19 protein-coding genes, 6 pseudogenes and 1 other annotated feature are annotated in these 26705 nt (G+C 62.5%); of the genes and pseudogenes, 14 read left to right on the top strand and 11 right to left on the bottom strand.

What is annotated here, in order from left to right:
- Genes QNM97_RS21505 through QNM97_RS21495 form a run of 3 tightly spaced genes read left to right on the top strand, consistent with a single transcriptional unit; the run spans window position 1 to window position 2628 of the window.
- Window positions 1-204 carry a heavy-metal-associated domain-containing protein gene (locus QNM97_RS21505; RefSeq protein WP_283820244.1) on the top strand — a complete coding sequence of 68 codons (204 nt, stop codon included), beginning with the start codon at window positions 1-3 and terminating at the stop codon, window positions 202-204.
- Between the two features lie 7 nt (window positions 205-211).
- Window positions 212-388, top strand: coding sequence for a hypothetical protein (locus tag QNM97_RS21500; protein WP_283820243.1), 177 nt, complete (start codon window positions 212-214; stop codon window positions 386-388).
- Window positions 385-2628 (top strand): heavy metal translocating P-type ATPase, encoded by a 2244-nt coding sequence (locus QNM97_RS21495; RefSeq protein WP_283820242.1) that lies wholly within the window; start codon window positions 385-387, stop codon window positions 2626-2628. Before QNM97_RS21500 ends, QNM97_RS21495 begins: the two co-directional genes overlap by 4 nt.
- A gap of 331 nt (window positions 2629-2959) precedes the next feature.
- Here QNM97_RS21495 and QNM97_RS21490 read toward each other — a convergent pair whose 3' ends face one another.
- From QNM97_RS21490 to QNM97_RS21470, 5 genes are read right to left on the bottom strand one after another with little or no spacing between them, the layout of a single operon-like run.
- Window positions 2960-3892, bottom strand: a complete 933-nt coding sequence (locus QNM97_RS21490) for a hydroxymethylglutaryl-CoA lyase-like TIM-barrel protein (RefSeq protein WP_283820241.1) — start codon at window positions 3890-3892, stop codon at window positions 2960-2962.
- Window positions 3889-5124 (bottom strand): CaiB/BaiF CoA transferase family protein, encoded by a 1236-nt coding sequence (locus tag QNM97_RS21485; protein ID WP_502874950.1) that lies wholly within the window; start codon window positions 5122-5124, stop codon window positions 3889-3891. The genes QNM97_RS21490 and QNM97_RS21485 overlap by 4 nt, the downstream gene beginning before the upstream one ends.
- Window positions 5085-6332 carry an alpha/beta hydrolase gene (locus tag QNM97_RS21480; RefSeq protein ID WP_283820239.1) on the bottom strand — a complete coding sequence of 416 codons (1248 nt, stop codon included), beginning with the start codon at window positions 6330-6332 and terminating at the stop codon, window positions 5085-5087. Before QNM97_RS21480 ends, QNM97_RS21485 begins: the two co-directional genes overlap by 40 nt.
- Window positions 6329-6577 carry a hypothetical protein gene (locus tag QNM97_RS21475; RefSeq protein ID WP_123931276.1) on the bottom strand — a complete coding sequence of 83 codons (249 nt, stop codon included), beginning with the start codon at window positions 6575-6577 and terminating at the stop codon, window positions 6329-6331. Before QNM97_RS21475 ends, QNM97_RS21480 begins: the two co-directional genes overlap by 4 nt.
- Entirely contained in the window at window positions 6574-7236 is a 663-nt protein-coding gene (locus QNM97_RS21470) for a VOC family protein (RefSeq protein WP_123931274.1), read from the bottom strand. The genes QNM97_RS21475 and QNM97_RS21470 overlap by 4 nt, the downstream gene beginning before the upstream one ends.
- 438 nt (window positions 7237-7674) lie before the next feature.
- On the opposite strand from QNM97_RS21470, the gene QNM97_RS21465 reads away from it, so the two are divergent.
- From QNM97_RS21465 to QNM97_RS21430, 8 genes and pseudogenes are all read left to right on the top strand, one after another.
- The gene (locus QNM97_RS21465) at window positions 7675-9057 is read left to right on the top strand and encodes an FAD-dependent monooxygenase (protein WP_283820238.1); all 1383 of its coding nucleotides are present in this window, start codon (window positions 7675-7677) and stop codon (window positions 9055-9057) included.
- Window positions 9054-10742, top strand: a complete 1689-nt coding sequence (locus QNM97_RS21460; protein WP_283820237.1) for an AMP-binding protein — start codon at window positions 9054-9056, stop codon at window positions 10740-10742. Before QNM97_RS21465 ends, QNM97_RS21460 begins: the two co-directional genes overlap by 4 nt.
- A gap of 1 nt (window position 10743) precedes the next feature.
- A complete protein-coding gene (locus QNM97_RS21455; RefSeq protein WP_283820236.1) occupies window positions 10744-12855 on the top strand; it encodes a hydantoinase/oxoprolinase family protein in 2112 nt (703 codons plus the stop codon).
- An 18-nt stretch (window positions 12856-12873) separates the two neighbouring features.
- A complete protein-coding gene (locus QNM97_RS21450; RefSeq protein WP_283820235.1) occupies window positions 12874-15159 on the top strand; it encodes a hydantoinase B/oxoprolinase family protein in 2286 nt (761 codons plus the stop codon).
- Between the two features lie 21 nt (window positions 15160-15180).
- Window positions 15181-15888, top strand: a complete 708-nt coding sequence (locus QNM97_RS21445; protein WP_283820234.1) for a TetR/AcrR family transcriptional regulator — start codon at window positions 15181-15183, stop codon at window positions 15886-15888.
- Between the two features lie 37 nt (window positions 15889-15925).
- Window positions 15926-17104: a thiolase family protein gene (locus tag QNM97_RS21440; protein WP_283820233.1), complete on the top strand. Its 1179-nt coding sequence runs from the start codon at window positions 15926-15928 to the stop codon at window positions 17102-17104.
- A complete protein-coding gene (locus tag QNM97_RS21435; protein ID WP_283820232.1) occupies window positions 17101-17511 on the top strand; it encodes a MaoC family dehydratase in 411 nt (136 codons plus the stop codon). The genes QNM97_RS21440 and QNM97_RS21435 overlap by 4 nt, the downstream gene beginning before the upstream one ends.
- Before the next feature lie 201 nt (window positions 17512-17712).
- Window positions 17713-18641, top strand: a pseudogene (locus QNM97_RS21430) (IS3 family transposase); the annotation flags it as partial.
- Here QNM97_RS21430 and QNM97_RS21425 read toward each other — a convergent pair.
- Window positions 18631-20007, bottom strand: a pseudogene (locus QNM97_RS21425) (IS30 family transposase). The pseudogenes QNM97_RS21430 and QNM97_RS21425 sit on opposite strands and share 11 nt — an antisense overlap.
- 128 nt (window positions 20008-20135) lie before the next feature.
- On the opposite strand from QNM97_RS21425, the pseudogene QNM97_RS26695 reads away from it, so the two are divergent.
- The 3 genes and pseudogenes from QNM97_RS26695 to QNM97_RS21410 form a co-directional block, all read left to right on the top strand.
- A pseudogene (locus QNM97_RS26695) lies at window positions 20136-20306 on the top strand (integrase core domain-containing protein); the annotation flags it as partial.
- A 231-nt stretch (window positions 20307-20537) separates the two neighbouring features.
- Window positions 20538-21822, top strand: a protein-coding gene (locus tag QNM97_RS21415) for an IS3 family transposase (RefSeq protein ID WP_502874949.1) whose coding sequence is annotated in 2 segments (ribosomal slippage) — window positions 20538-20852 and window positions 20854-21822 — 1284 coding nt in all. Because the reading frame shifts where the segments join, the coding sequence is not laid out codon by codon here.
- Between the two features lie 27 nt (window positions 21823-21849).
- Window positions 21850-22161 (top strand): annotated as a pseudogene (locus QNM97_RS21410) (IS30 family transposase); the annotation flags it as partial.
- Between the two features lie 7 nt (window positions 22162-22168).
- Here the strand turns inward: QNM97_RS21410 and QNM97_RS21405 are convergent.
- The 5 genes and pseudogenes from QNM97_RS21405 to QNM97_RS21385 all read right to left on the bottom strand — a co-directional run.
- Window positions 22169-23121, bottom strand: a pseudogene (locus QNM97_RS21405) (IS3 family transposase); the annotation flags it as partial.
- Window positions 22709-22840: a sequence feature (AL1L pseudoknot), on the bottom strand. Its footprint overlaps the pseudogene before it by 132 nt.
- A gap of 48 nt (window positions 23122-23169) precedes the next feature.
- Window positions 23170-23371 (bottom strand): annotated as a pseudogene (locus QNM97_RS26535) (ATP-binding protein); the annotation flags it as partial.
- Between the two features lie 948 nt (window positions 23372-24319).
- The gene (locus QNM97_RS21395; protein ID WP_283820230.1) at window positions 24320-24715 is read right to left on the bottom strand and encodes a hypothetical protein; all 396 of its coding nucleotides are present in this window, start codon (window positions 24713-24715) and stop codon (window positions 24320-24322) included.
- A 229-nt stretch (window positions 24716-24944) separates the two neighbouring features.
- Window positions 24945-25403, bottom strand: a complete 459-nt coding sequence (locus QNM97_RS21390) for a hypothetical protein (RefSeq protein WP_283820229.1) — start codon at window positions 25401-25403, stop codon at window positions 24945-24947.
- A 27-nt stretch (window positions 25404-25430) separates the two neighbouring features.
- The gene (locus tag QNM97_RS21385; protein WP_283820228.1) at window positions 25431-26498 is read right to left on the bottom strand and encodes a hypothetical protein; all 1068 of its coding nucleotides are present in this window, start codon (window positions 26496-26498) and stop codon (window positions 25431-25433) included.
- Window positions 26499-26705 lie beyond the last annotated feature (207 nt).

Below are 26705 nucleotides of genomic sequence, written 5' to 3'. Positions count from 1 at the left end.
ATGGCGAGCGAGATCTACACTGTCACCGGCATGACCTGCGGGCACTGTGCCGCGTCGGTTCGCGAGGAGATCGAGGAGATCCCCGGAGTGCGCAACGTCGACGTGACCGTCGATTCGGGACGGGTGGAGGTGACCAGCGATACGCCCCTCGATCGCGAGGCGGTCGCCCGCGCCGTCACCGAAGCCGGCTACCAATTGGTGTGACCCGCACATGATCCCGAACACCGTCGCGTCGAGCACCGTCGTGCGGGTCGCCGCCTTCCTGGTGGCGCTCGCGGCGGTGTTCGCCATCGCGTTCGCCGTCGGGCATGCGGTCGCGCCCGACACGGGAGTGGCAGTGCCCGAACATCACTCGACCACCACCGATCTCCACGGAGGTCACCGATGACCGCACCCACCACCGAACGCCTCGACCTCGACGTCGAGGGGATGACCTGTGCGTCGTGCGCCAACCGCATCGAGCGCAAGCTCAACAAACTCGACGGCGTGCACGCCACCGTCAACTTCGCGACCGAACGCGCCCACGTCGAGCATCCCTCCGATGTGGATACCGCCGCGCTCATCGAGGCCATCCGATCCGCGGGGTACGACGCCGCACCTGTCGACGACGGCCCGTCGGCGCCCGACGACGCCGACGCCGACCCGGATCTCGACGCGCTGCGCACCCGAGTGCTGATCAGCGCGGCCCTGACCATCCCGGTCGTCGTGCTCGCGATGGTCCCGGCGTGGCAGTTCACCTACTGGCAGTGGCTGTCGTTGACGCTCGCCGCACCCGTGGTGGTGTGGGGTGCGTGGCCATTCCACCGCGCCGCCTGGGTGAACCTGCGTCACGGCGCCACCACCATGGACACCCTGGTGTCGATGGGGACGCTCGCCGCCTTCGGGTGGTCGCTCTACGCATTGTTCCTCGGCACCGCAGGCGAACCCGGCATGACTCATGGCTTCGACCTGATCCCCCAACGCGGCGACGGCGGCGCCAACATCTACCTCGAGGCCGCGGCGGGCGTCACGACCTTCCTGCTCCTCGGTAGATACCTGGAGAAGCGCGCGACGCGCACCGCCGGTGACGCACTGCGCGCGCTGATGCGCCTGGGCGCCAAGGATGTTGCCGTCGTACGCGACGGTGTCGAACAGCGGATTCCGATCGCGCAGCTGGCGGTCGGCGACGAATTCGTCGTGCGGCCCGGTGAGAAGATCGCCACCGACGGCGTCGTCGTCGGCGGCGCCTCGGCGGTCGACGCGTCGATGGTGACCGGGGAGTCGATGCCGACCGAGGTCGGCCCCGGCGCCGCGGTGGTCGGCGCGACGATCAACACCAGCGGCCGACTGCTGGTGCGGGCGACCCACGTCGGCGCCGACACCGCGCTGGCCCAGATGACCCGGATGGTCGCCGACGCCCAGGCCGGCAAGGCCGGGGCGCAGCGCCTCGCCGACCGGATCTCCGCCTGGTTCGTTCCCGTGGTGATCGCGATTACCGTTGCTGCACTGGGATTCTGGCTGGGAGCGGCGGTCGCGTCGGATTCGCCGGTGGGCTTCGCGTTCACCGCGGCGGTGTCCGTGCTGATCATCGCCTGCCCGTGTGCGCTGGGGTTGGCGACTCCGACCGCGCTGATGGTGGGCACCGGTCGCGGTGCGCAGCTGGGAATTCTGTTGACCGGCCCCGAGGTTCTCGAGCAGACACGGCGGATCGACACCGTACTGCTGGACAAGACCGGCACCGTCACCACCGGTGTCATGCAGGTCGAGAAGGTCCTGCCCGCCGACGGAGTCGACGCCGATCGCCTCCTGGCAGCTGCGGCGGCCGTCGAGTCGGCATCCGAACATCCGCTCGCCAAGGCCATTGTCGCTGCTGCCCAGCATCTTCCGATCGGCGACGTCACCGACTTCACCAGCACCGAGGGGGTCGGCGTCAGCGGGATCGTGGGCGGCGAGAAGGTGCGCGTCGGCAGCCCCCGGGAACTCGGTGAGCGGCTACCCACGACGCTGCGCCGGGCACTCGACGCCGCCCACGAACGGGGAGCGACCGCGGTGATCATCGCCATCGACGGTGATGGCAGCACCGAGTACGGGGTGATCGTCGTCGCCGACACGGTGAAAGAGTCGTCACGAGAAGCGATCTCCGAACTCAAACGCATGGGCCTGACACCCGTGCTGCTGACCGGTGACAACGCCGGCGCGGCCCGTTTCGTGGCCGGCGCGGTCGGCATCGACCAGGTGATCGCCGAGGTGCGGCCCGAGGAAAAGGTGAACGCGGTCAAGGACTTCCAGCGTCAGGGTAAGACGGTGGCGATGGTCGGGGACGGCATCAACGACGCCGCCGCGCTCGCCCAGGCCGATCTCGGTGTGTCGATGGGTACCGGAACCGACGTCGCGATCGCGGCCGCCGACCTCACCATCGTCGACGGTGATCTGCGCAAGGTGGTCGACGCCATCGCGCTCTCGCGGCGCACGCTGCGTACCATCAAGGGAAACCTGTTCTGGGCCTTCGGATACAACGTCGCCGCGTTGCCGATCGCGGCGGCGGGACTGCTGAACCCGATGATCGCCGGAGCGGCGATGGCCTTCTCATCGGTGTTCGTGGTCGCCAACAGCCTGCGGCTCAGAGGTGTCCGCCCGTATGCGTGGTGACGCACCGACCACAGTCCACACCGCACCCGGCGAGTCCGATACACGGGAGTTCAGCATCGGTCACGGTGTCACCGGAGTAGTGTCCGCCTGTGTCCACCCTTGCGAAACATCGTCAATCGGATCGTCGAACGTGTCATCGTCGATCACGACGTTGGCTGGCTGGCTGGGCGCGGGAGGATGACCTATTCATGAAGCGGTAGTGCGGACTTCACGCACCCGAGGCCCGCATAGGCATGTCCACCACTCACCCGCGGTGGCGCGTGTCCTGCTTTCCCGCGACGACATCGACCCAACAAAATAGTTGGTAGAGCCAGACTCGGGCGAACAGGAGTTACGTCGTCCAATCCGAACGCGTGGTGGAGGACTTTGAACTTCTCGCCGCTTTTGATCCGCTCGTCTCGGCAACGTCGGCCAGCAGCTCGTCCGCCAGTGTGACGAGGTCGGCGAAGGTGGAGTGGCGCAGCCATGGCGGACGGATTGCGTAAGCAATGTCCTCAATCGGTGTGTTGCCTGCGGCCCCCGGGGCGAAGGGGCACCCCCCCAGCCCGCCCAGCGTCGCGTCGACCATCCTCGCGCCACAATTGATCGCAGTGATCGCGTTGGCCACGCCCATGCCCCAGGTGTCATGGCCGTGAAACGCGACACGCACATCTGGGTGCGCGTGATGAACTGCGGTAACCAGATGAGCTACCTCGCCGGGGACTGCGCGACCGAGGGTATCGCACAGAACAATGTCATCGACCCCCTGAGTGCGGGCGTCCGCGGTAATGTCCAATATCCGTTGAGGATCAACGTCACCATCGTAAGGGCATGAGAACGCGGTCGCGACACACATTTCAATCCGGCCACCGAGCTCTTGGACCATCTGGATTGCCGAAGGAAGGGCCGCGACGCTTGCTTCGGTATCACGCCCGATATTCGCGCGGTTGTGAGCGTCGGATGCCGAGAAGCAGTACTGGAAGTTTCGCGCACCGGCCTGCGCGGCCTTGTCGATGTGACGAGGCGTTGCCACCCACACCCAGCATCGCCGGAGTTCCTCGGGCGTGAGCTCTCCAATGAGTTCGAGGGAGTTGGCCATAGGAGGTACGAGGTCGGGCCGAGCCATGGAGCCGATCTCGATCTCGGGTACGCCGAGCGCCAAAAGTCGGCGCACGATGAGTGCCTTTTTCTCTGTTGGCAGTACTTTCCCAGTTAGCTGAAGGCCATCGCGTAGGGATACGTCCCTGATCGTGGTGGTTGAGCTGATGGCCGAAGTTGGTGTCATACGTGTGCCTCACCAGGTAGCGTATCTGCAAATCGTTCAAGTATTTCGCGCGTGCCTTCTCCGAGATCAGGGCCCAGGCTGCGAATGGGGCCGGAGCGTTCTCCGATGACCGGAACAATCCCGGAGAAGTAGACATCTTCGATATTCCCGGCGATGTCAACACGGTGCTTCTGAATCATATTGCGTGATCGGAGTTGCTCGTCATCACAGAGATCCTCGGCAGTGTAGATCGCGCCGGCTGGAATAGAATCTGCGTTGAGCTTTTCCAGTACGAAGTCTCTCGAATGTTGTGCGGTCCATTCTCCGATGGCCACATCCAGTTCGTCCCGGCGACGCCAGCGTCCGGCGTTGGTGGCGAGTTCGGTGTCGGCGGCCAGGTCTGCTCTGGCGATCACCGCCATAAGCCGCTGAAATATGGCGTCGCTGTTTCCCGCGATGACCACGTCGCGACCATCGGCACACGGGTAGGCATTGCTGGGCGCTATGCCTTCGATACGTCCACCGACCCGCTCCCGGCGCACTCCATACGCGGAGAAATCTGGGATGAGTGATTCCATGACCGACAGAACCGACTCGTTGAGAGCGACGTCGATGGTACGACGAGCGATCGGTGGAGGGCTGGGCGAGGTCTCGCGTTCATAAAGAGCCATGATCGTGCCGAAGGCCGCGTACAAGCCGGCGATGGTGTCCCCGATGGATACCCCTGTTCGCGCCGGCGGGCGGTCGGGTTCGCCGATCAGTGCTCGCATTCCGCCCATCGCTTCGGCGACTGCGGCAAATCCTGGCTGCCCAGACATCGGACCCGTTTGGCCAAAGGCGGATATACGGGCGATGACCAGCCTCGGGTTGAGGGCATCGAGTGTCTTTGCGTCCAGGCCCCACCGGTCCAGGGTTCCCGGTCGGAAGTTTTCGAGGAGGACATCACAGTGCGGGATCAGCCGTTGGATGGTCCGCTGCCCCGCCTCCGTTCGAAGGTCGATCTCCACAGAACGCTTGTTGCGGTTGATGGTGCGAAAGAGCATCGACGTCTCGCCCGCATAGAGTCGCCACCCGCGTAGTTCGTCCCCGGTATCGGGGCGTTCGACTTTGATGACTTCGGCGCCGAAGTCGGCGAGCATTCGGCCCGCAGTGGGTGCGGCGATATAGTTCCCCAATTCCAGTACGCGGATACCGGCCAGCGGCTGGGATGGGGTCACTTGATACCCACCACGGGAAAGCGTGCGGCTAGCCATTGCTGAATCTGCTCGCCCGCAAGGGAGTACCCGGTGGGTTCGCCAGGTGCGATGGGTCCGCCGAAGTGTGTCCCCCGAACTGCGACGTGTGTCTTGTCTCTGGCCGCGAGCGCGCCGACCATTCGCCGTGTGTCCGAGGGAAACGCGGCTTGGTCCCCGGTGAGTTCGATAAACAGCGTCGGAACTTCCACTCCGGCGGCGCATCGAACGAAGTCGGCCCGCGAGGAAATTCCCGACCACGTGGATAGCCATGCTTCCGGTGTCGTTATTCGGCCGAACCCGACTTGGCCGTAGTTGATCAAGTCCGGTCGTCGACCGAATACGGATCCATAAGGCCGCTCATTGGGATCGATGTGCAGGTCGACGGTGCGCAAGTCGGCGTCGGTTCGATAGACCACCATGATATGTGGAGCCAGCGAACGTCGGCGGTAGTTCATATCACCGGTGGTGTCGAACTGCGCGCGTGCCGTGCGCGTGGCTTCGATGCTCTCGCGCGCGAGAGTATCGAGTCGTTCGACTCGCGCATATTGGGCCTGCCGGTAGAGTTCGACAAATTCCTCGCTGTACTGTGACGAGTTCGGCGGCTCGGCAAATCCATTCCGCGGGGAATAGGCGTTGAGTGCCTCGATGACCGACATGGGGTCGGCTTCGTCGCCGACGGAGGGGTCAATACACCCCAGAAGTAGTCGTCCTTGGCCCGGGTGCGGAGCAAGGAAAATCGTGCCGTCGGCAGGAGGGAGGTCGGCCTCGCCGAGTCGGGACGGGCGCCCGCTCGGACTGGTACGAAACCGTCTCTCCGACGGTAGTCCCGCCTGTTCGGCGTAGTACGCATAGAGCGTTCCGCCGCCTGAATGGCCTAGGGTGACCACGGATTCAAAACCCGCGTCGCGAAGGAAAGTCATTCCGGCAGCGACATCGAGTAGAGCTTGTTCATGGTCGAGGTTGAGGTCGTTGTTGGGCGAGCGCGTGTGCTGCGTCCAGACCGAGACGCCGCTTGTCAGAAGCTCGTTGACCATGCCGTGATGGGTGACGTCGGCGCGCGGATGCATCAGTGTGACCACCGTCGTCGATCCTGGGATCGTGGTGAGCACGCCGTGTACTCGGGCATTGTCCGCGGTGGTCAATTCGTGCACCGTGGTATGTGAATATTCGGGCCGGTCGGAAGTGTCGAGGTAGCGACCTGAGCCGAGTGAGGTCGAGCGCGTCATTCGGTTTCCACTCTCATCATGTGTTTGTCGAGTACGACGACAGTTCCGCCGGCGAGTCCGGCGATGGCGCTGTACCAGACAGCGTGGCGACAGCCGGTGGCCTTGCGATCGAATTCCAGCGATGACTCTTCAGTGTGGATGCGGTAGTACGGGCCGACCATGCTCGTGGACAGTGATGCATCGGCGTGGGCGAGTGTGACGATGCCGGCGTTCTCGGGTACGTCGAGGATGTATAGGTCGATCATCGACGAACCTCAGCCGTGGCAGGTGATGTGGATGTGCTTGGGTCCTGCCAGCGCGCAGCCCGCTCGACGATCAGTTCTGCCTTACGGGCGAGTAGCTTGCCGAGCGTCGGCTCAGGCCTCCGGGTGATATCGATGAGTGCCTCGATGGCGATCTCGGCATCGAGATCTTCTTGCGCTGTGACTGGGCGCAACGCCCGGGTCAGTTCAATCATGTATCCGTTGGGGTCGTGGGTGTAGATCGACTCGATGGTTTCGTGAGTGACCTGCATTTCGACTGGCCACTCGCTGCTGTCGAGACGCCGGCGATACTCCAGCAGTACTTCTTCTGATTCGACATGGATTGCCAGGTGTCGTGAATTGAGGAAGAACTCGGGCACTTCGGCGCCGAAGCCCGAATATGCATCGCCGCGGCCGGTCAGGTTCTGCGGCTGCAGTCCGAAATAGTAAAAGAACGCCAGCCGGTCTCCGTCGCCGATATCGAAAAAGAAGTGCACGAAGTCGGGGTGGTCGGCAGGCCCCCAACCTGCAGCACAAATCGAATGCACCACCGGGAAGCCCAGCACATCGCGGTAGAACCGCACCGTGGCCTCAGGGTCAAAGGTTGGGTACGCGGTGTGGTCGACACCGTGAACGAGATGCTGGTCGGCGAGATCTGCCATGTCAATCCTCCTGTACTGGAGCGGGATATGGCCACGCTAGGACTGTGGCGCAAGGCCTGTCAACACTTCTGTCGAATTACGGACGCAGTCGTGCTACGCCAGCGTCCGAGTATTGACACGTGAGTCCCATCACAGTACGTTGTGTCGAGAGGCGTGAGCCACCCGATGTGTCGTCACTGTGAAAGAGGTCCCTGTGGGAACCGAAATGAGGTTCGTATGAGTGGAGTTGTCCCCGTTCGTCAGCGTCGGGTTGCTGTCGTCGGCGGCGGATCGGCAGGAGCGTTCTGTGCTCGGCTGCTGGCTCGCCGGCATAGTGATTGGAAAATCGATCTCTATGACCGCATCCCCGAATCCGAGGCTCTCGGATTCGGTGTCGGGCTGACCGGCGCTCTTCTGGAAACGATCCGAACTGTCGACGCCGCCGTCCACGCCGACATCATGTCGATGTCATTCCAGTTCTCGTCGGCGTCGTTTCGGCTCCCCGCCGGAGAGGTGTTTCTCAACGCGTTTCATCACGGCGTCGCCATCGATCGTGGTGGCCTGATTCGGATACTTCGTCATCGAGCCGAAGACGCGGGAGTGGGGATGCACATCGGTGTCGATGCTGACGCCCTTGCGTTGAGCTCAGAATATGACGTGGTGGTTGCCGCCGACGGCGTCAGCAGCCAGACCAGGGAGCGGCTCGGCGACGAGCTCGGCGCCACCGTGAGTGTCGGGCGCGGCCAGTTTATCTGGTGCGGTAGCGATACTGAGTTGCCCGGCACGACCTTCATGCCTGTGCGCACCGACGACGGGGTGTTCGTGGTGCACGCATATCCCTATGCAGAGGGAAAGTCGACATGGGTTGTCGAGACCGACGATCATGCACTCGCGCGAGCCGGCCTTGGTGCCGACGTGTATCCGCGGGGTGAATCGGACGAGAAGAGCCTTGCTTACCTTTCGCATGCGTTCTCTGATCTCCTGGGTGGCAGCCCGCTGCTCGGCAACGCTTCACGGTGGGCGCATTTCCGTACCGTCCGTTGTCAACGATGGTCGCACGGCAACGTCGTATTACTCGGCGACGCGGTGGCCACCGCGCATCCGTCATTGGGCTCGGGCACCAAACTGGCCATGGAGGGAGCTATCGCGCTCAGCGTCGCGATGGAGCACTCGGACGGCAGTCCTGACGCTGTGGCGCAGGAGTTGCATTCCTATGAGGCGGGTCGGCGTGGTGCAGTCGACCGGCTCCAGTGGCGTGCGATGCAGAGCAAGATCTGGTGGGAGTCGTTCCCGTATCGGATGGATGGCAGTCCCGAGCGAGTTGCCGTGTCGTTCATGAGCCGGGGTGGAGCCGTGGGGCTCGATGATCTGCGCCGCACCGATCCTGAGCTCGTACGAGGCGCAGCAGCTGCGTATGCGGACGTAGTCTCTGACCAGGTGCCGCCTTCGGTCCCGGACGAGTGGATTCTCGGTCAGGCCGCCGTCGGTAATCAGAGCACACGCATTGTCGACGACCTGGCCGACCTTGATGAAATCGCAACGTTGACTGTCGACTTCGATGACGCGTGGGGCGAGCGCGCGACAGAACTCATCGAACAGTTGCGCGGCTCGGCATCCCACGCGTCGGGGGTTGTCGTGGTGACGGGCGATGCCGGGAGACCGGCACTGGTTCATCGCCTGGCATTCGGCGAGCGGGTACGTCTCGAACTAGGCCTACCCGTTGCGATCGTCCTGGATCGCAATCTTCTTGCTGACGGGATCGATGCGCTGGTGGCGGGCCGCGTCGACATGCTCCATCCCATCGCACCGGCCACGGAGTTGGAAAGGGTTTTAGCCCAATGAAACTCACACAATGGCAAGACGATGTCGAACCCTTCGACGAGGCCGACGCGGCTCGGTATCGGGAGGTTTGGGGTTCTGCAACAATCGGTCAAGAACTCGCGGCCCAGGCCACGAGAACTCCAGATGCGTTGGCGCTCATCGGTCCCGATCGCTCCCTGACCTATCGCGAGCTTGATGACGAGACCGATCGTATCGGTGCGGGACTGCTCGATGCGGGCCTCAGGCCGGGTGCGGCGGTCATGTTGCAACTGGACAACGATGTCGCCACGGTGGTGGCCTGGTACGCCCTGATGAAAGCGGCGCTGATTCCGGTGTGCACCCTAAGTGCTCATCGCGGCAACGAGATTCGTCAAATTGCCGCCCAGACTCACGCCGCCGGCCACATTGTGCAGTTGTGCCACAGGTCTTTCGACCTGCTCGCATTCGCCAGGTCGCTTGCCGAGCAAGATGGTTCTCAGCGGCTGGTGTTCCCCCTCGATGACGCGCCCGGCTCACTGATGACGGCCGGTGCCGATCTTTCACCGGAACGCGTCCGAGAGCTGGTCGATGCGGCCCAGGCTCAGATCGACCCCGATGATGTCGCGGTCTTCCAGTTGTCGGGTGGCACGACCGGCGTCCCCAAAGTGATTCCCCGCCAGCACCAAGAATACTGGTACAACGCTCTCGCGTGGGCGCAGAGGCTGGGCTGGGAATCCGACGTGCGGGTGTTGCACATAGTCCCGCTGGTCCACAACGCCGGGATCGTCTGTGCGCTTCATGCTGCGCACGCGGTGGGCGGTGCATTTGTGATCGGTAGGCCTGATCCTGACGACATGCTCGACGTGATGACCCGGCTGGAGATCACCGACATGCTCATTCCACCCGGCCTGGCCGCCGGTATCGTGGCGCACCCGGGACTCGATGCCGCCACCCGGTCCCTGCGTCGTATCACGATGGGGGGATCAGAGATCAGCGACGCCGTCTTCGAGGCGTTCGAGTCCCGCGGGGTGCCCGTGCTGAATATGTTCGGTATGGGCGAGGGCCTATGTATGGTCTCTCCGCTGGGTGCTCCGCGTTCAGTTCGCCAGCACGGTATCGGCACACCGCTGTCGCGTCTGGACGAGGTGCGGGTGCTTCGACTGGGCGAGGAAGTAGAGGTCGACGACGACGGCGTCGTCGGCGAACTGTGCGCTCGCGGTCCCTACACGATTCGCGGCTACCTCGCGGCCCCGGAACGGAACGCCGTCGCTTTCACCTCCGATGGCTTCTACCGTACTGGCGACCTCGTTGCCCGGCACCAGTGGGACGGCGGCGTCTACTACACGTTCGAAGGGCGCGCGAAAGACCTGGTCAACCGCGGCGGCGAGAAGATCAGCGCCGCAGAGGTCGAGGGCCTCGTGATCGGGCTTCCGGGGCTGCGTCGGGCAGCCCTGGTGGCGGTGCCCGATGAGCGACTGGGCGAGCGTGGATGCCTGTGCGTAGAACTGGAGCCCACTGCACCAGAGCTCACGCTTGATCAGATCCGTCGACACCTCGACGACCGTGAAGTCGCGAAGTTCAAATGGCCTGAGCGCCTTGAACACTTCGACTCACTTCCAACCACACCGTCGGCCAAGATCGACAAGGTTCGGCTGTCCCTGCTCGTCGCCGAACGATCGGCGACAAGCACCACGTCACACACCGCAAACGCGACAACGAGGAGCTGACATGCAATACGTGCTGGGAATAGACGTCGGTGGCACGTTCACCGACGCGGTTGCTGCCGATGAGCAGGGGCGGGTGGTCGGCGCGAAGACGCCGTCGACCCCGTCCGACTACGCCGACGGGGTGCTGAACGCCATTTCCGAGCTGGCTGAAACGCTGGGCATTTCCGAAGCTGAACTGCTCGCGAACACGGCGTACATCGCACACGGAACGACCTCGACGCTGAATGCATTGGTCACGGGCAATGTCAACGGCGTCGGATTCATCACCACCAAGGGTCATGGTGATTCCATCGCCATCATGAATGTCGAAGGCCGCTATCTCGGCCTGTCGGGATCAGAGGCACAGGACCTGATCAATACCCGCAAGCCCGCACCTCTCGTGCCTCGAACCAAAGTCATGGAGGTGACCGAGCGCGTAGATCAAGGTGGCACGATCCTTGTTCACCTGAATGAGGACGAGGTCCGCGCGGCGGTGCGAGAACTCGTCGATAGTGGGATCGACGCCATAGCCGTATCGTTGCTGTGGTCGTTCCAGAATCCCGCACACGAACGCCGTATCCGTCAGATCATCAACGAGGTCGCGCCAGACGTCTTCGTCTCGATCTCGAGCGAGGTTTCGCCTCGAATTCGCGAATTCTCCCGCAGCTCTACGACAATCATGAATACACAGCTTGGCCCTCCGTTGAAGCGCTATCTCGAGCCCTTGTCCGCAGAGCTCAAACGACGTGGAGTTGCCGGTCCGCTGCTGATCATGCAGAGTTCGGGCGGCACGGTGTCGTCCGCCGAAGCGCCCGCTTCGGCCATCACGACAGTGGGATCGGTGCTCAGTGGCGGAGTGGTGGGTGCGTCAAGGCTGGCTGCTCAGCTGGGGCATCGGAATGTCATCACCGCTGATGTGGGAGGAACCACCTTCCTCGTGGGTCTGGTCGTCGACGGTGAACCCGTGCGCGCTGCGGGGACCATCATCAATCAACATCCGATCAATGTGCCCACGATCAAGGTCGATGTGATCGGTTCCGGCGGCGGGGCAATCGCCTGGATTGACGCTGGCTGGAATCTGCGGGTGGGACCGAAGAGTGCCGCGGCCGTTCCCGGACCAGCCGCATACGGTCACGGAGGGATCCACCCCACGGTCACAGACGCCGACCTCGTGCTCGGAATCATCAACCCGGACTACTTCCTGGGCGGTAAGCGTGCGTTGCGCGTAGATCTTGCCGAGAAGGCTCTGCTGGAGAATATCGGAAACCCATTGGGACTCAACGCCCGCGAAGCCGCGGCTGCGGTCTACGAGGTCCAGAACGCCCAAACCGCGGACTTGATGCGCAAATCCGTCGTCGAGTCCGGAAATGATCCGCGCGATTTCGTCGTATACGCCTTCGGCGGCGCTGGTCCGATCCACGCCTCGGCGTTCTCGATGGAACTCGGCGCCAAAGAACTTGTCATCCCTCTCGGAGCGGCGGCCTCGGGCTTCTCGGCCTATGGGCTTGCCGCATCGGATGTGATCGTGTCCGCCGAACTGAGCGACCCGTCGCCTTTCCCGGTGTCGCCGGATCGAGTCAACGAAAACTTCCGAACGCTTGCCAGCCAGGTGAGCGATGCACTTGACAGGCAAGGTGTCGAGTTTGAATCGCTCTCTTTGACCAGAGAGTTCGACGCTCGTTACACGGCGCAGATGTTTGAGGTCATCGCGCCGGCGCCGCCAGAAGATATTGATGAATCCGGCATCGGGTTGATGACCGAGTCATTCGAGCGCCGCTACGCCGAATTGTATGGCGAAGGTTCAGGATTGCCTGCCGCAGGGCTGCAGATCATCACCTATCGAGTTCGCGGTGTCGGCCGCCTGCCCTTCCGGCCCACCTTGCCGGAGCATCTTCGGGCCGACAGCAGCAATGCGCAGGAGGCCATCAAGGGGCACCGGCAAGTGTTCTTACAGGTCGAGCGCGGATTTGAGGAGACCGCGATCTACGACTACGGACTACTCCGCGCAGGACACCGCATCCAAGGTCCAGCGGTGGTCGAAGTGCCCACCACCACTGTGACCATTCCGGCTGGCTACGAGGCGCACATCGACGCTCTCGGAAACATCAGAATCCCGCTGGACACTCACGCCTGAACTCACGAGGAGATACCAATGACCGATCTCATGCCGGTCCCCGGCTCGGAGCGATACAACAGCCGCCCACCAGAGATGGATGAACTCGCCCAAAGCGTGGCCCCATCTCTCAAACTGCATCACCTGCAACAGGATCAGGAGTCCGTCGACCCTTTGACCTATGAAGTTGTCCGTCACCGAATCTGGTCAATCACCGACGAGATGGGGCAGACCCTGAAGAGGATGTCCGGCTCGCCAGGGGTCACCGAGGCCAACGACTTCGGGTTCGCCATCTGTGACGAGCTTGGACAGGAAGTGCAGGTCGGTACCTACAACACCGGATTGGTGGCATCGACTGACCTGGCTGTGTACTGGACGTTGCGCAACCATGCCGACAATCCGGGTATCGAACCGGGTGACATGTTCCTGAACAACGATCCGTGGGTCGGTGGTGGCCTGCACCAGAATGATGCGACCATTCTTGCCCCATTGTTCTGGGAAGGCGAACTCTTCGCGTGGACGACAGCAAGCTGCCACCTGATCGATGTGGGTGGCCCCAAGCCGGGATCAGCGAATCTCGCGGCCACCGATGTCTTTTCCGAAGCTCTACCCACCCCGCCCACCAAGGTCGTCAGGGACGGCATCATCCAGAGCGATGTACTGGGTATGTTCACCCGTAGGTCCCGGATGCCCGCATTGGTCGAACTCGATGTTCGCGCCGAAATCGGCGCCAACCGCGTCGGTCACCAGCGTCTGACCAAACTGATCGAGCGTTACGGCCCCGCGACGGTCAAAGCGGTCATGAAACGAATGATGGACGATGCCGAGGGCCGTCTGCGAAATCGGCTTTCCTCGATTCCCGACGGTGACTGGCGAGCGACCACATTCATCGAGCAGTCGGTCATCGGCGATCGCGACCTCCACAAGATCACGTTGCACTTGACGAAGACCGGCGACCACCTCACTTTCGACTTCACCGGCACTGATCCGCAATCGGGTATGATCAATAGTCCCTACGCGGGTATGCGTGCCGGCGTGGTGTTCGCGATGCTCCCCGTGCTCGCCGGTGACATACCGTGGGCAGCCGGAGGGATCATGCGATGCTTCGACCTGATCAGTGACGAGGGCACGATCAACAACGCCACTTTTCCCGCAGCGATCGGCTGGGCGCCCATCTCGGCCGGCTGGGCGACGTCCAACGTCGTCGCCGAATGTCTCGGCAAAATGCTCGATACCGCACCTGAACTGAGATCACGAGTCCAATCGGTATGCACAGGCGCCTACGACATTGCGACACTGGCAGGTATCGATCAACGCGGCGCGCCATCTGTCGGAATCATGTTCGACACCATGGCCGGCGGCTTCGGCGCACTGCCGCATCGGGACGGAACCGACACTGGCGGAATCTTGCCGATCGCCATGGGCCGCGCACCCGACGTCGAGATGTCGGAGTTCCTCGGTCCGTACCTATTCCTCTGGCGCAGAGAGGAAACCGACTCTGGTGGGGCCGGGCAGTTCCGTGGCGGAGTGTCGATTTCATCGTGCCTGATCCCGCACGGGACTCCGATGCCGATGGGCGGAAGTTTCAGCGGCAACGGCAAAGCCCGCCCGGACGCGAGCGGGTTGGCAGGCGGTTACCCCGGAGGGGTTCAGACCGACCTCATCGTCCGCGGAGGCGATGTTGGCTCACTGCTTGCAGGTGGCACGATCCCGCAGACCGTAGAAGAAATCGGTGGATCGGTGGAGGTTATTCCCAACAGGCTGGAGACAGTCATCATGCTTGATGACGTGATCATCATCCACCCGTCAGGCGGTGGAGGCTATGGCGACCCCATCCTGCGCGACCCGCAGCTGGTGGCCGACGATGTCAGAAATCGGAAGGTGTCGCGCGCCGCGGCCGAGAGCCTCTATGGCGTGATGATCGATGACAACGGCCAGGTGAACGCAGTTGCCACCGAGTCGGCACGAATCGAGATCCGGCGGCAGCGCGGCGCAGACCAGCCCGACATCCCGCTTCGCGGTGCCGATGAAACGGGTCACACCGGCCACGATCACTTGAATGCGAGTCTGACTGTGACAACTGTCAGTGGCGTAGCTACTCTGACGTGTCGCCAGTGCGGCACCGCTCTGGGTTCGTCGGAAGCAGCGCTCGCCGACAATGCCAAGGTCCACGAACTTGCGGTTCGCCAGGTAACCCCGGAAGCGCCAGTGCCAAGCAACTACGTCGACATCGACACGATGTTTAGGGCTTTGGTCTGTCCATGCTGTGGGACGTACTTTGAGACGAGCGTAGTACCCACGAGCAGCGTCGAAGCTGTGACCTAGAAGAAGGAGCGGAGGGCGGCAATGGCCGATTCGGACACCACTGGTTCGACCGCAGCAATGCGGCGCGATCTCGTAGAAGACGAACTGTTCGACAAGGCCAGCCAACTGTTCGCGGAGAAGGGCTTCGCAGGAACAACCCTGCAAGACATCGCTTCAGCAGTAGGAATGAGCCGCCCGTCGCTCTATCGCTATGTTCGCAGCAAGGAGGAACTACTCGAACGAGTCGTTCGCGATGTCACGGAAACGGCCGGCAACCTGGTTGATGAGGTTTTATGTGAGAACGCGGAGACCCCGGATGTTCAGTTGCGCAGACTCATCGTCTCTATGGTCGAACTCGTAGGAAGCAATCCGGCGGAGTATCGCCTACTGGCCCAGAATGAGTCGTCGTTGCCGAGTGAGCTCGCCGCGCGACACAGGAGCACGCGGCACAAAGTACTAGAGGCAGTGACCGGTGTCATCAGTGAGGGGCAGCGGCAGGCGAGGTTCTCGCCCGTCGATCCACGAACCGCCGCGTTGTCGATCATTGCGATGTGGAACAGCGTCGCCCTTTGGCATCACTCCGACAACCTGACCACGATCGCGCGTGACATTGGTGAGATGGGGGTAAGGAGCATTTCCGTACCAGAGCATTCGGCGGGTAGCACCCCGCACGAACTCATCGCACTCGCCAGAGAAACGCTTGATCGACTCGAAGTCACCATTCCGGCCGCTGATCATCCTCACGGGTAATGAGACGGCCGCGATGGTGCGATGAAAAGAAAGAATTATGAATTCCCCACGTCATACCGTCGTCATTGTCGATGCGATACGCACGCCCATCGGCAAGGCGCGCAACAATGGAATGTTCGCTTCGGTACATCCCAACCACCTTCTCGCACAGGTCTATCGGTCGCTGTTCGATCGTACTGGTGTCGATGCAGGCCAGGTTGGACAAGTCCTGGCCGGCTGTGTTCAGCAGCTGGGGCCTCAAGCGTCCAACATCGCTCGGAACGCGTGGCTTCAGGCGGGTTTGCCGACTCACGTACCGGCCACCTCACTCGACTTTCAGTGCGGTTCTTCGCAACAGGCTCTGCACCTGGCCGCTTCGACCATCGCGGCGGGCACACATGACTGCGTGGTCGCCGCAGGCGTCGAATCGATGAGCGTCGTGCCCTTTTCCGCCGGTCTACGGGCTCAGGAGGAGTTTGGCGATGCCTTCACCCCAGAGATGCAACACCTCTACGAGCTACCGGCGCGAGCCAATCTCAGTGGCCAGGGTGCGGCGGCGGAAAGGATCGCAGACAAATGGAACCTGAGCCGTCCGCAGCTGGATGACATGGCCGTCCAATCCCATGCACGGGCGGAGGATGCGCGGAGGAAGGGGGAATTCTCCCGCGAAATTCTTCCTATCGAGGTGAAAGGCGTGGCCCACAACGACGACGAGGGAATCAGGCCCGGAACTTCCGCCGAGAAACTTGCTGGCCTCGCTCCGGCGTTCGGCGGCAAACTGACCGCGGCAACCTCGTCCCAGGTATCCGACGGTGCGGCCGCAGTCTTACTCATGTCAGAGCAGCGCGCCGCTGAGTTGGGCCTGCAGCCTCGGGCCATCGTCCGCGATCACGTTGTCGTCGGCGACGATCCGCACATGATGCTTACCGGACCGATCCCGGCGACAAAAGCGATCCTGAAAAGAAATTCCCTCTCCGTGGCCGATATCGGTGCCTTCGAAATCAACGAAGCATTCGCTTCCGTCGTCGGCGCGTGGATGGCCGATCTCGAGCCTGATCCCGAACGGGTGAATATCAGGGGCGGTGCGATGGCTCTGGGGCACCCACTCGGCGCCTCAGGCGTCAGACTCATCGCAACACTGCTGCACATCATGGAGGATACCGGGGCCCGATACGGCCTCAGCACGATGTGCTGTGGGGGAGGACTGGGCACCGGAACGCTGGTTGAGCTTCGGTGACAGCGGTGGAGACTGGCGAAGTGGTCCGATTGGCCAAGACGGTGACCGAATTCGACGTCTACGGGTTCGCCGGTATCACCGGCGACTTCTATCCACTTCACATCGATGCCGAGTACGCCCAAGAACATCCTGCCGGAGCACGAGTGGCGCACGGAGTACTGATCTTGGGCCTGATGTCTGCAGCCGCGGGGCAGTGGATGACTCGCAGGGAAGTCGATGGCTACTCGTACGGCTACGACACTGTTCGATTCATCAAGCCCGTCTATTTGGGCGACACCATCTCGGTGACTTTCACCGTCAAGGGCGAGCGACCCGAGGAAGGCGGCAAGATACTCTGCGCCGTCGATGCGCACAACCAGCATGGAGAGCTGGTGGCCGTCGCCACCCATGTCATCTGGCTGAATTGAGTGCGTGAGGTTCCCCAGTTTGAGTGGACACCCGAGATAGTGGGGCTATGGGCCCTGCTGGAAGGATGTCACTATGTAGAGGACGCGTCGGTCTGATCCGTCCCGGTGTTTCCGGAGGGTTCGTCTCAAGGGAGAATGAAACCTATGGCAGTGGCAGGATCGAAGCGATACTCGGATGAGTTGAAGCGCGACGCGGTGGACATGGTCGAGCAGTTGGTGGCTCAGGGGTCCACCGAGTGGGCGGCGATGGGCAAGACTGCGGATTTGCTCGGAGTCGGCTCGGCGGAGACGGTTCGCCAGTGGGTGCGCAAGGCGCCGTCGGGCGCCGCGAGCGCGCCAGCCAAGGCCGATAGCGAGGAGGTTCGACGACTCAAGCGCGAGGTGGCCGAGCTCAAACGAGCGAACGGGATCCTGAAGGCGGCGTCGGCTTTCTTCGCGGCCGAGATCGACCGGCCACACCGCTAATTGTGGAGTTCATCCGCACTCACCAGGGACACCAGGTGGGTGCGGGTGGCCTTGTCTGGGGCGTCGATTCGATGTGCGCCGTGCTCTGCGAGCATGGTATCCACATCGCCAAGTCCACTTACTATGATCACATCAACCGCGGGCCGAGCGCCCGCATGTTCGCCGATGCGCAGGTCATCGATGCGATCTTCGCTTTGCGCCGGAAGCGACCGCTGATGCGGGTTCTGGGTTCACGCAAGACATGGATAGTATTGCGCAGCAGTGGTATTGATGTTGCTCGATGCACTGTTGAACGAGTGATGCGGGACATGGGATGGCATGGCGGGAGTAAGAAGAAGCGAGTGCGTACGACCATCCCTGATGCGGCAGCGTCGCGGCCGGCGGATCTGGTCGACAGACAGTTCTATGCTGCGGCACTAAATCGTTTGTGGGTAGCCGATTTTACCTACTGCCGCACCGAGTCGGGGTGGGCGTACACGGCGTTCGTTATCGATGTGTTCGCCCGCAAGATTGTCGGCTGGAAAGTGGCCTCGGAAATGACAGTGAACCTGGTTACCGATGCCATCAACAACGCGACAGACGACCGAAAGCGTTGCGGTGTAGTTGATTTAACGAGACTCATACACCATTCAGACGCGGGATCGCAGGGCGGATTCAACCGGTCGTCGCAACACTTGACTGTGTCTGCGACTGTAGCAGTTCGTTGAATGCCTCGGCCGGTGTTCGCCATCCGAGAACCTTGCGCGGCCGGCTATTGAGGGCAGCTGCGACCGCCCCGATCTGGCTTCGATCCCAGCGAGCTAGATCGGTGCCCTTCGGAAAGTATTGCCTGAGCAGGCCGTTGGTGTTCTCGTTGGTGCCTCGCTGCTACGGGGAGTGCGGTTCGGCGAAGAACACCGCGGTACCAGTCTCGACGGTGAACTGAGCGTGTTGGGCGAGTTCTTTGCCTTGGTCCCAAGTCAGCGACTTTCTCAACTGCAATGGCAGAGAACCCATGTGATCTGTCAAGGCATCTCGCATCGCCTGTGCGCCGTAGCCGCCCAACGCCGGCCCGTTCTTCACCGGAGCGTCGATACCGTAGCCAGGCAGACGTGGGAGATGGATCAGCATGGTGAACCGCGTGCTGCGTTCGACCACCGTGCCGATCGCCGACCGGTTCAGGCCGATGATCACCTCGCCTTCCCAATGCCCCGGCACGGCGCGATCAGCAACCTCGGCAGGTCGGGCACTGATCAACACCTCCTCGGTGACGTGTCCGGTGGCCTTACGACGCGAACGCGCCCGCGGCACCCGCAATGCCCGGCCGGTGCGCAGGCAGGTCACCAACTCGCGCTTGAGTGCACCACGGCCCTCGATGAACAGGGACTGATAAATCGCCTCGTGAGAGATCCGCATACTCTCATCATCCGGGAAATCAAGCTCAAGGCGATGGGAGATCTGTTCGGGACTCCACGCCACCGCCCACCGCCGATCCTCACGACGAGGCTTGTTGCGGCCCTTCCACTCTCGCGGTTTCGGGCCGCTGACTACCTGCCCATCCTCATCGCGCACCACACCCTCGAGACGGTCCTGCACATACTCACGCAACCGTGGGTTGGCCACCAGTTTGGCCTCCTTCGGTCGACGCGCCATCAGCTCCGCTTTCCACTGCGCCACCGAGGCGCGGTACTGCACCTTGCCGCTACGCGTGGCCGCGTTACGACGCAACTCGCGTGAGATCGTTGACGGCGAGCGGCCCAGCATCTGTGCGATCGCGCGAGCGCTCTCACCGCGGTCGTGTGCCAGCGCGATCTCCTCACGCTCGGCGAACGACAAATACCGACCGGACCCGCTGCGCAACTCGAACGGTGCCATGCCCCCACCCTGGCGGAACCAGCGCGACCCAACCGCCTGCGACACGCCGCACGCGGCCACAGCGTCGTCACTCGTCAAGCCTTCAGCAATCTTGGCCCAGAACCGGCGTTCGACATCGCGGCGATACGGCGGACGGCCCGGCGACCGCATCGCGGGCCTACCCGTCACCGTCACCATCCAACCGTCCGGACGACCCATACAAACACCCTCTCTCCCTACGGGTGTTGCGTCCACCGGTTGAACCCGGTCAGTACACAGCGATTGTGTTCGGGCAGCGGTTGGCCGAGGAAGGCATCGCGGCTTCTATTGGCAGCGTTGGGGATAGCTACGACAACGCGCTCGCGGAGTCGGTGAACTCTGACTACAAGAACGAACTCGTCGACAACCAGCCGCGATTTCACGGCGCGACCGAACTGTCACTGGGCACGGCCGAATGGGTGGCGTTCTACAACCGTGAACGCCCACACAGTTACTGCGACGACCTCACCCCCGACCACGCTGAGCGACTCCATTACGATCACATGCGCACCCCCAATCCGGAGGGGGCACTCACAACCTGAGCTCTCCGGAAAAGCCGGGGTGGATCACACAGGCGATGCGAGATGCCTTGACGGATCACATGGGTTCTCTGCCATTGCAGTTGAGAAAGTCGCTGTGAACCGCCCCGGGTTTGTCGGAGGCTCTCGAACCTGTGAAGGATGGAGAGCATGGCAGCACCACGGAAGTACAGTGAGGAACTCAAGGAGCGGGCCACGCGCATGGCGTTGGAGGCCCGCCAGGATGCGCAATCCTCGCGCGGGGCGATCAAGCGGATCGCTGATCAGCTCGGCGTGCACCCCGAAGCGTTACGGACCTGGGTCCGTCAGTCCGAGTTCGACGGCGGCGTGCGTGCGGGCACCACGAGCAGCGACGCTGAACGCATCGCACAGTTGGAGCGGGAGAACCGCGAGTTGCGTCGGGCAAACACAATTTTGAAGCAGGCGTCGGCTTTTTTCGCCGCGGAGATCGACCGCCCACAGCGTTGATCGTGCGTGTTCGTCGCCGCTTTCCGCGATGAACACGCCAGTCGATCCGATCTGCGCGGCCCTACGCGACACGGCCGCCCAGATCGCTGCGTCCACGGTACGAGCCCACCTGAGTGCGAACAAGACCGAGGCGCCACGCACGGTGCGTGACCGGGAGATGCTCGGTGAGATTCGCACCGTGCACGCCGACAATCTCGGGGTCTACGGTGCCCGCAAAGTCCATGCCGAACTACGCAGAAAGGATATCGACGTGGCGCGCTGCACCGTCGAACGATTGATGAAAGCCGATGGGCTGCAGGGGATGCCGAGGTTGAAAACACGTAAGACGACACGCAGCGACGGAGCGGAGACACCGCAACCGGCCGACCGGGTGTGCCGGCAGTTCACCGCGCAGGCACCCAACGCGCTGTGGGTGGCGGACCTGACCTACATCCGCACCCACTCCGGTTGGGTGTACGCGGCGTTCATCCTCGACGTGTACTCGCGCGTGGTCGTCGGCTGGCAGGTCTCGACCACGATGCACACCGACCTCGCATTGGACGCCCTCGACATGGGATTGTGGGCGCGTGATCGTGCCGGCCAGGATGTGGCCGGGTTGATTCATCACTCCGACCGTGGAGTGCAGTATCGAGCGATTCGTTACACCGAGCGTCTCGCCGAAGCCGATGCGGTGACTTCGGTTGGTTCCAAGGGTGATTCGTACGACAATGCGATGGCTGAGGCGTTCAACTCGTTGTTCAAGGCCGAGTGCATCCGCAACCCGATCATGCGCCCGAAGGGCGGGTGGGGCGGCGTTGGCGAGGTCGAGATCGCGGTCGCGGAGTACATCGAGTGGTTCAACCACCGACGGTTGCACGGCGAGATCGGGCATGTTCCACCCGTCGAGTACGAGGCCGCCTACTGGGCGGCCCACACGGTCACCAGCTACCGTGAGAACCCGGTCCCAGCAGAAGCTGGAACCAACTAACCGAGCCTCCAGCAAACCCGGGGCGATTCACTGACTTGGGACCAAGGCAAAGAACTCGCCCAACACGCTCAGTTCACCGTCGAGACTGGTACCGCGGTGTTCTTCGCCGAACCGTACTCCCCGTGGCAGCGAGGCACCAACGAGAACACCAACGGGCTGCTCAGGCAATACTTTCCGAAGGGCACCGATCTAGCTCGCTGGGATCGAAGCCAGATCGGGGCGGTCGCAGCTGCCCTCAATAGCCGGCCGCGCAAGGTTCTCGGATGGCGAACACCGGCCGAGGCATTCAACGAACTGCTACAGTCGCAGACACAGTCAAGTGTTGCGACGACCGGTTGAATCCGCCCTGACTTCCCGCATCGCTGTGATGCACCAAACCCGTTGAGGTAAAAGCGAATCCGGATCTCCGTCGAGTGAACAGTGCTTGTTCGACCACACTGGTCACCAACGGTGTGTGCTTGCTGGTCATGACCCGCCATCCGAGGATGCGCCGTGAGAACACATCGACGAGGAACGCCACGTAGACGAACCCGGCCAATGTCCACACGTAGGTGAAGTCGGCGACCCACCACTGATCGGGATGTGTGGGTGTATTCCACTGCCGCTCAACATGATCAGGGAAGCGCGGTGCCGTCTCGTCGCGACGGGTGGTGGTGATGCGATGCGAGCCACGAACCGCGCCGGAGATTCCGCAGATCCCCATCAGCCGGCCGATCTGGTCGCGTCCCATCATGTGACCGGCACGCCACATCGCGTGATACATCTTGCGCACCCCATACACACTGCGGTTCTTCTCACACTGCTGGTAGACGGCGTGCGCGGCATACGCCTCGGACAGTGTCGCTGCCGAGATCGTGCCCCGCTGTTTGTGGGCGTAGTAGGTGGACGGGGCGATCTGCATTCCGTACTCGGTGAGTACCCGGCAGATCGGATCGACCCCGAACTGGTCGCGGTGAGCGTCGATATACTCGACGATCAACGGAGTCGGCGGTCGATCTCCGCCGCGGCGAAAAACGCCGACGCTGTCTTCAAAATCTCATTGGCTCTGCGTAATTCGGCGTTCTCCCGCCGAAGTTCACGCAATTCCGCGTCATGGGCGGCCACCGTCGTCCCCGATCCGGAGACGATCGGAGTGTCCTTCTCGATCCAGTTGCGTAGCGTCGCCGGATTGATGTCGAGCAACTCCCCGACATGACGACGCGCTCCTGACTTGGACTCGCCGGGCTCGGCAAGCCGATCCCGATACATCCTCACCGCCCGCTCACGGGTCTCCTGGTCGAACTTCCGTGGTGCTCCCATATCCGTATTCTCCTGGTGAGATCACGGTCTCCACCAGACCCAGGACGGTTCAGCGTGGTCGGCCAGGGTGTTGAGCAAGGTGGTCTTGCCGACCCCCCGCAGACCGGTCAGGATCAGACCACGGTCGTAGTTGCGGCGCTTGCTGCGCGCCACCAGCAGGTCAAAGCTGTCGATCTGCTCATCGCGCCCCTCCAGAGCAGGGGGACGCAGCCCGGGATCCGGGTTTGAACGGGTTCAGCTCGCGATCCATCAGCCAAATATAGACACATCTGGCCATGTATGGGAAAAATCCCATACATGGCCAGATCAGTCGAGAGCTTCGAAACGCTCACCTGATCACGGCAGATCACTCACGTGTGACTGCCGGGTGACGCCGTAGTTGGTGGCGTTGACAGCCATCTGGGAGTTGGCGACCTGTGGCGATAGCAAGGTAGCCCTGTGGCGATAGCAAGGTGCCGATCAACTAGAACTCCCGCAGTTCCGAGCGCAGCCGGAACCATCCATACCGAGGCCCATCGCTAGGCGGAGGGTCGGGTGTTGGTGTGGTGGTGGTCGTCATGGAGGTAGTGGGAGACTCCCATGGCATATGTCAATGAATGCACATATGCTGTAGTTGACATAATCTTAGTTATCGGCCAAAAAATAAGACGAGTTCAAACAGATGCGACAACTCGTCCTACTGAATCTTGAGCGAAACCGCTGGCTGCTCCCGGTGTCGAGCTCTGCGGCCGCCGTGGCCCAGTAACCCAATCTGCAGATCAGCAGCAGTGCATGCAAACAGATGAGAGATTCTCGCGTTGCACGAGGTTGACCACAGCCAGCTTGGGCCGCCAAACCCTGGCTACGGGTTCAGCGTTAGCCGGCGGTTCGTCGCTGGTAACGACCGAGAAGCAGCCGCCGCCGAACGTGCTTCACCGACACCGACAACCACCGAAGAGCATCGTCACTCGATACGGCAATTCCTCGAGGATGTCGACCCGGACACCGGCTACATCGAATAGGCTGCCCCGGGCGGCAAACGGGCACTGCATGGGGTTTGGTTACTCGTCCTACTTCGACATGTCTCGTTACCAGTTATAGGTTGGCGTACAATGTGTTTCGTCACCAGTGACGAAACGTCGCGGGTGCCACAGGCGGCGATGTGGGCCGGTCGAGACCGGTGATGAGGTCGGCGGCTCGGCTCTCGCTTGTCTGTATGTCAGTGGTTCTGTGGGCGGTTGCGGAATCGGTGGCGGGCGTTGGCGACTGCTGATCCGGTGCGTCCGAGTAGTGTGGCGGCTTCCCAAACGGTGAGGTCGGTGCGTAGCGCGACGGCGATGTCCTCGGCGGTCCAGGGTCGTTGGTGTTCGCGCGCGTTGGCGCGGGTGTCGATTTGGCGGCGGTCGATGTAGTCCTTGGTGCGGGCTTTGCTGGCGGCGCTGGGTGTGCGTGGTGTGCGGCGGGCGTCGATCGCTCGCCGTTGCTCGATCGTCATGGCCCGGCGGCGCCGGGTTTCGGCAGCGGCTTTGGCTGCCCGGCAGCGCTCACAGTGGCATTTGTGGCTGTTGTAGCCGCTGAGCGTGCCGTGTCGCGGATCAGTAGGCCCGTCAAGCATGGATGGGGTCCTCCGAAGATCGTCAGCCGTGGGACGGGATAGCGACTATGGCCACGGCCACGGCAGGACGGAAAGCACGTTGATGATCCGCTTGATCCACGGATGACGCTGGAGGCGTTCTATTGACCTGGCCCCGCCATCCTGGCGATGTTGCCCGGCTCGGGGCTCGTGCCCGCCCTTGCTGAACGGGTCGGCAGGTTCTTCGGAGTGTGCCATGCTCAGATGTTGATCAGTCCTGATCGCGGGCTAACTGAGTGATCCTTCGCGCGTATGCCCACTCGTGGAAGATGAGGCCGACGATCGACCAGATCGCAATGAACTCGTACAGATCGGTCACTGGACTGATTGTGTATCCGATGATGCTAGCGACGAGTCCTATACCCGCCATAGCAAAGCCTATGCGGCGCTTGATAATTATGCGCTGCTTGACTGTGCTGCCGAGTATCGGTGTCGAGGGGACTCGCGTTGGGTCGCTGCTGGATGACATGGCGGAGATGACTGCGATCGCCATGAATGGCGCTGCTATAGCGGCCTGTTGCGCGGAGATCCCTTTGTCAAGCCACATCACCAGACCGAACGCTGCAGCGGCGCCACCTGCGACGATCGCCGCCAGGCCAGCGATCACGGTGAGGATGTCGCGGAGGGACAATGCGGAGGTAGAGCCCTTGAGGTGCCGGTTGTCAGACATGTCGTTCTCCAGTGATCGCATCGCGTTCTAGACCAACTTACTGGGGTCAGGGCCGGTACCTGTGCCTGGTCCGGTTGCCGGAGAGTGAGTGCTACCGATTGAACTCTGGCCCTCGATGCCGCTGCCCGCACCCGTACCCGAGCTGGTGCTGCTGTTGGCGGTGCCGTTACTCGGGGCATTAGGAGCGACTTGCGGTGCCGGTGCCGGTGCTGGTGCCTGCGGAGCGGTCTGCACCTGGGGCGTTGGGGTTTGAGGGGTGGTCTGCACCTGCGGTGAGCGAACCCCGGGTTGATTCTGCGGTGGTGGCGACGTTGCCGGTTGGTGACCTGAACTGTGCCCGGATTGAGCGTTCTCAAATTCACGCCGGAGGTCATCAATTTGGTCTTGGAGCTGATCTTCTCGTGACTCGTGCGGATCCGGCTCGTGGCTGGTAAGCCAGGAGATGAAGCCATCGAAGATTCCGCGAATCGCAATAGCAGCGGCGGTGCTGCCGATCTGTAGTCCCTCGATGCCATCGAAGATGAGTCCGCCGATGGCTATCGCCATGTCCGCAATTGCCGTCTCCGGAAAAAGGAAGACGATGACACCAGCGATGACGGCGATGGCCAGTGCCGCTCCAATTCCGATCAGTGCGTTGTGCACGATCGGGTTCTTGACGAGTGAGCCGCCGACGCATCCGCCGTCGGCGTGGTGCCCGATGAGGCAGAAGCCGAGTTGCTGGATCGATTGTTTCCATTCGTCGGGGCTGGGATTGTGGATGTTGACCGGGGAGTCGCCGTTGCCTTGAGCGTTGGGTAGCGCGGTCGGGGCGTCGACCGAGTTGCGCTGCACTGGTGGCGGCGTGAATGCCGGGGGTGCAGTCGGAGTGACCGCGGGCGCCTGCTGAGTGTTGGGTTTAGCCGCGGTCGCTGGTGAGGTGGGCGTGGCAGCGGCGGCCTGCTGGGTGGGGACCGGCACGATGGGGGTGCCGTTGCCTTCGCCGGGGCCGGGTCCTATGTTGGAGCCGACCTGCGGGCCACCCGTACCGCTGCCGTTGCCACCACCGGTCGGTGCTGGTGGTGTGTTGGTTGTCGGGTTGAACGTGTTGGTGGGCACCGAGATACACGGCCAGTTCGAGCCATACTGCGCGCGCATCTGATCACACAGAGCGTCCGCTCGAGCGGGTGCCGGCGTCGACAGGGCTGCAGCCACACCCATAACGCCGAGGGCGGCGGCGATCAGAACGCTCAGCGTGAACACCCTGACCAGCCGCCGCTGAGACTGGCGTGTCGAATACGACGACTGCCGCGCCCGCATCTGTGG

Origin of the sequence: Gordonia sp. L191 (assembly GCF_030077625.1) — a bacterium.
GTDB classification, from domain to species: Bacteria; Actinomycetota; Actinomycetes; order Mycobacteriales; family Mycobacteriaceae; genus Gordonia; species Gordonia polyisoprenivorans_A.
The sequence above is the reverse complement of the archived record's forward strand: the minus strand, read 5'-3'. Positions and strand labels throughout refer to the sequence as shown.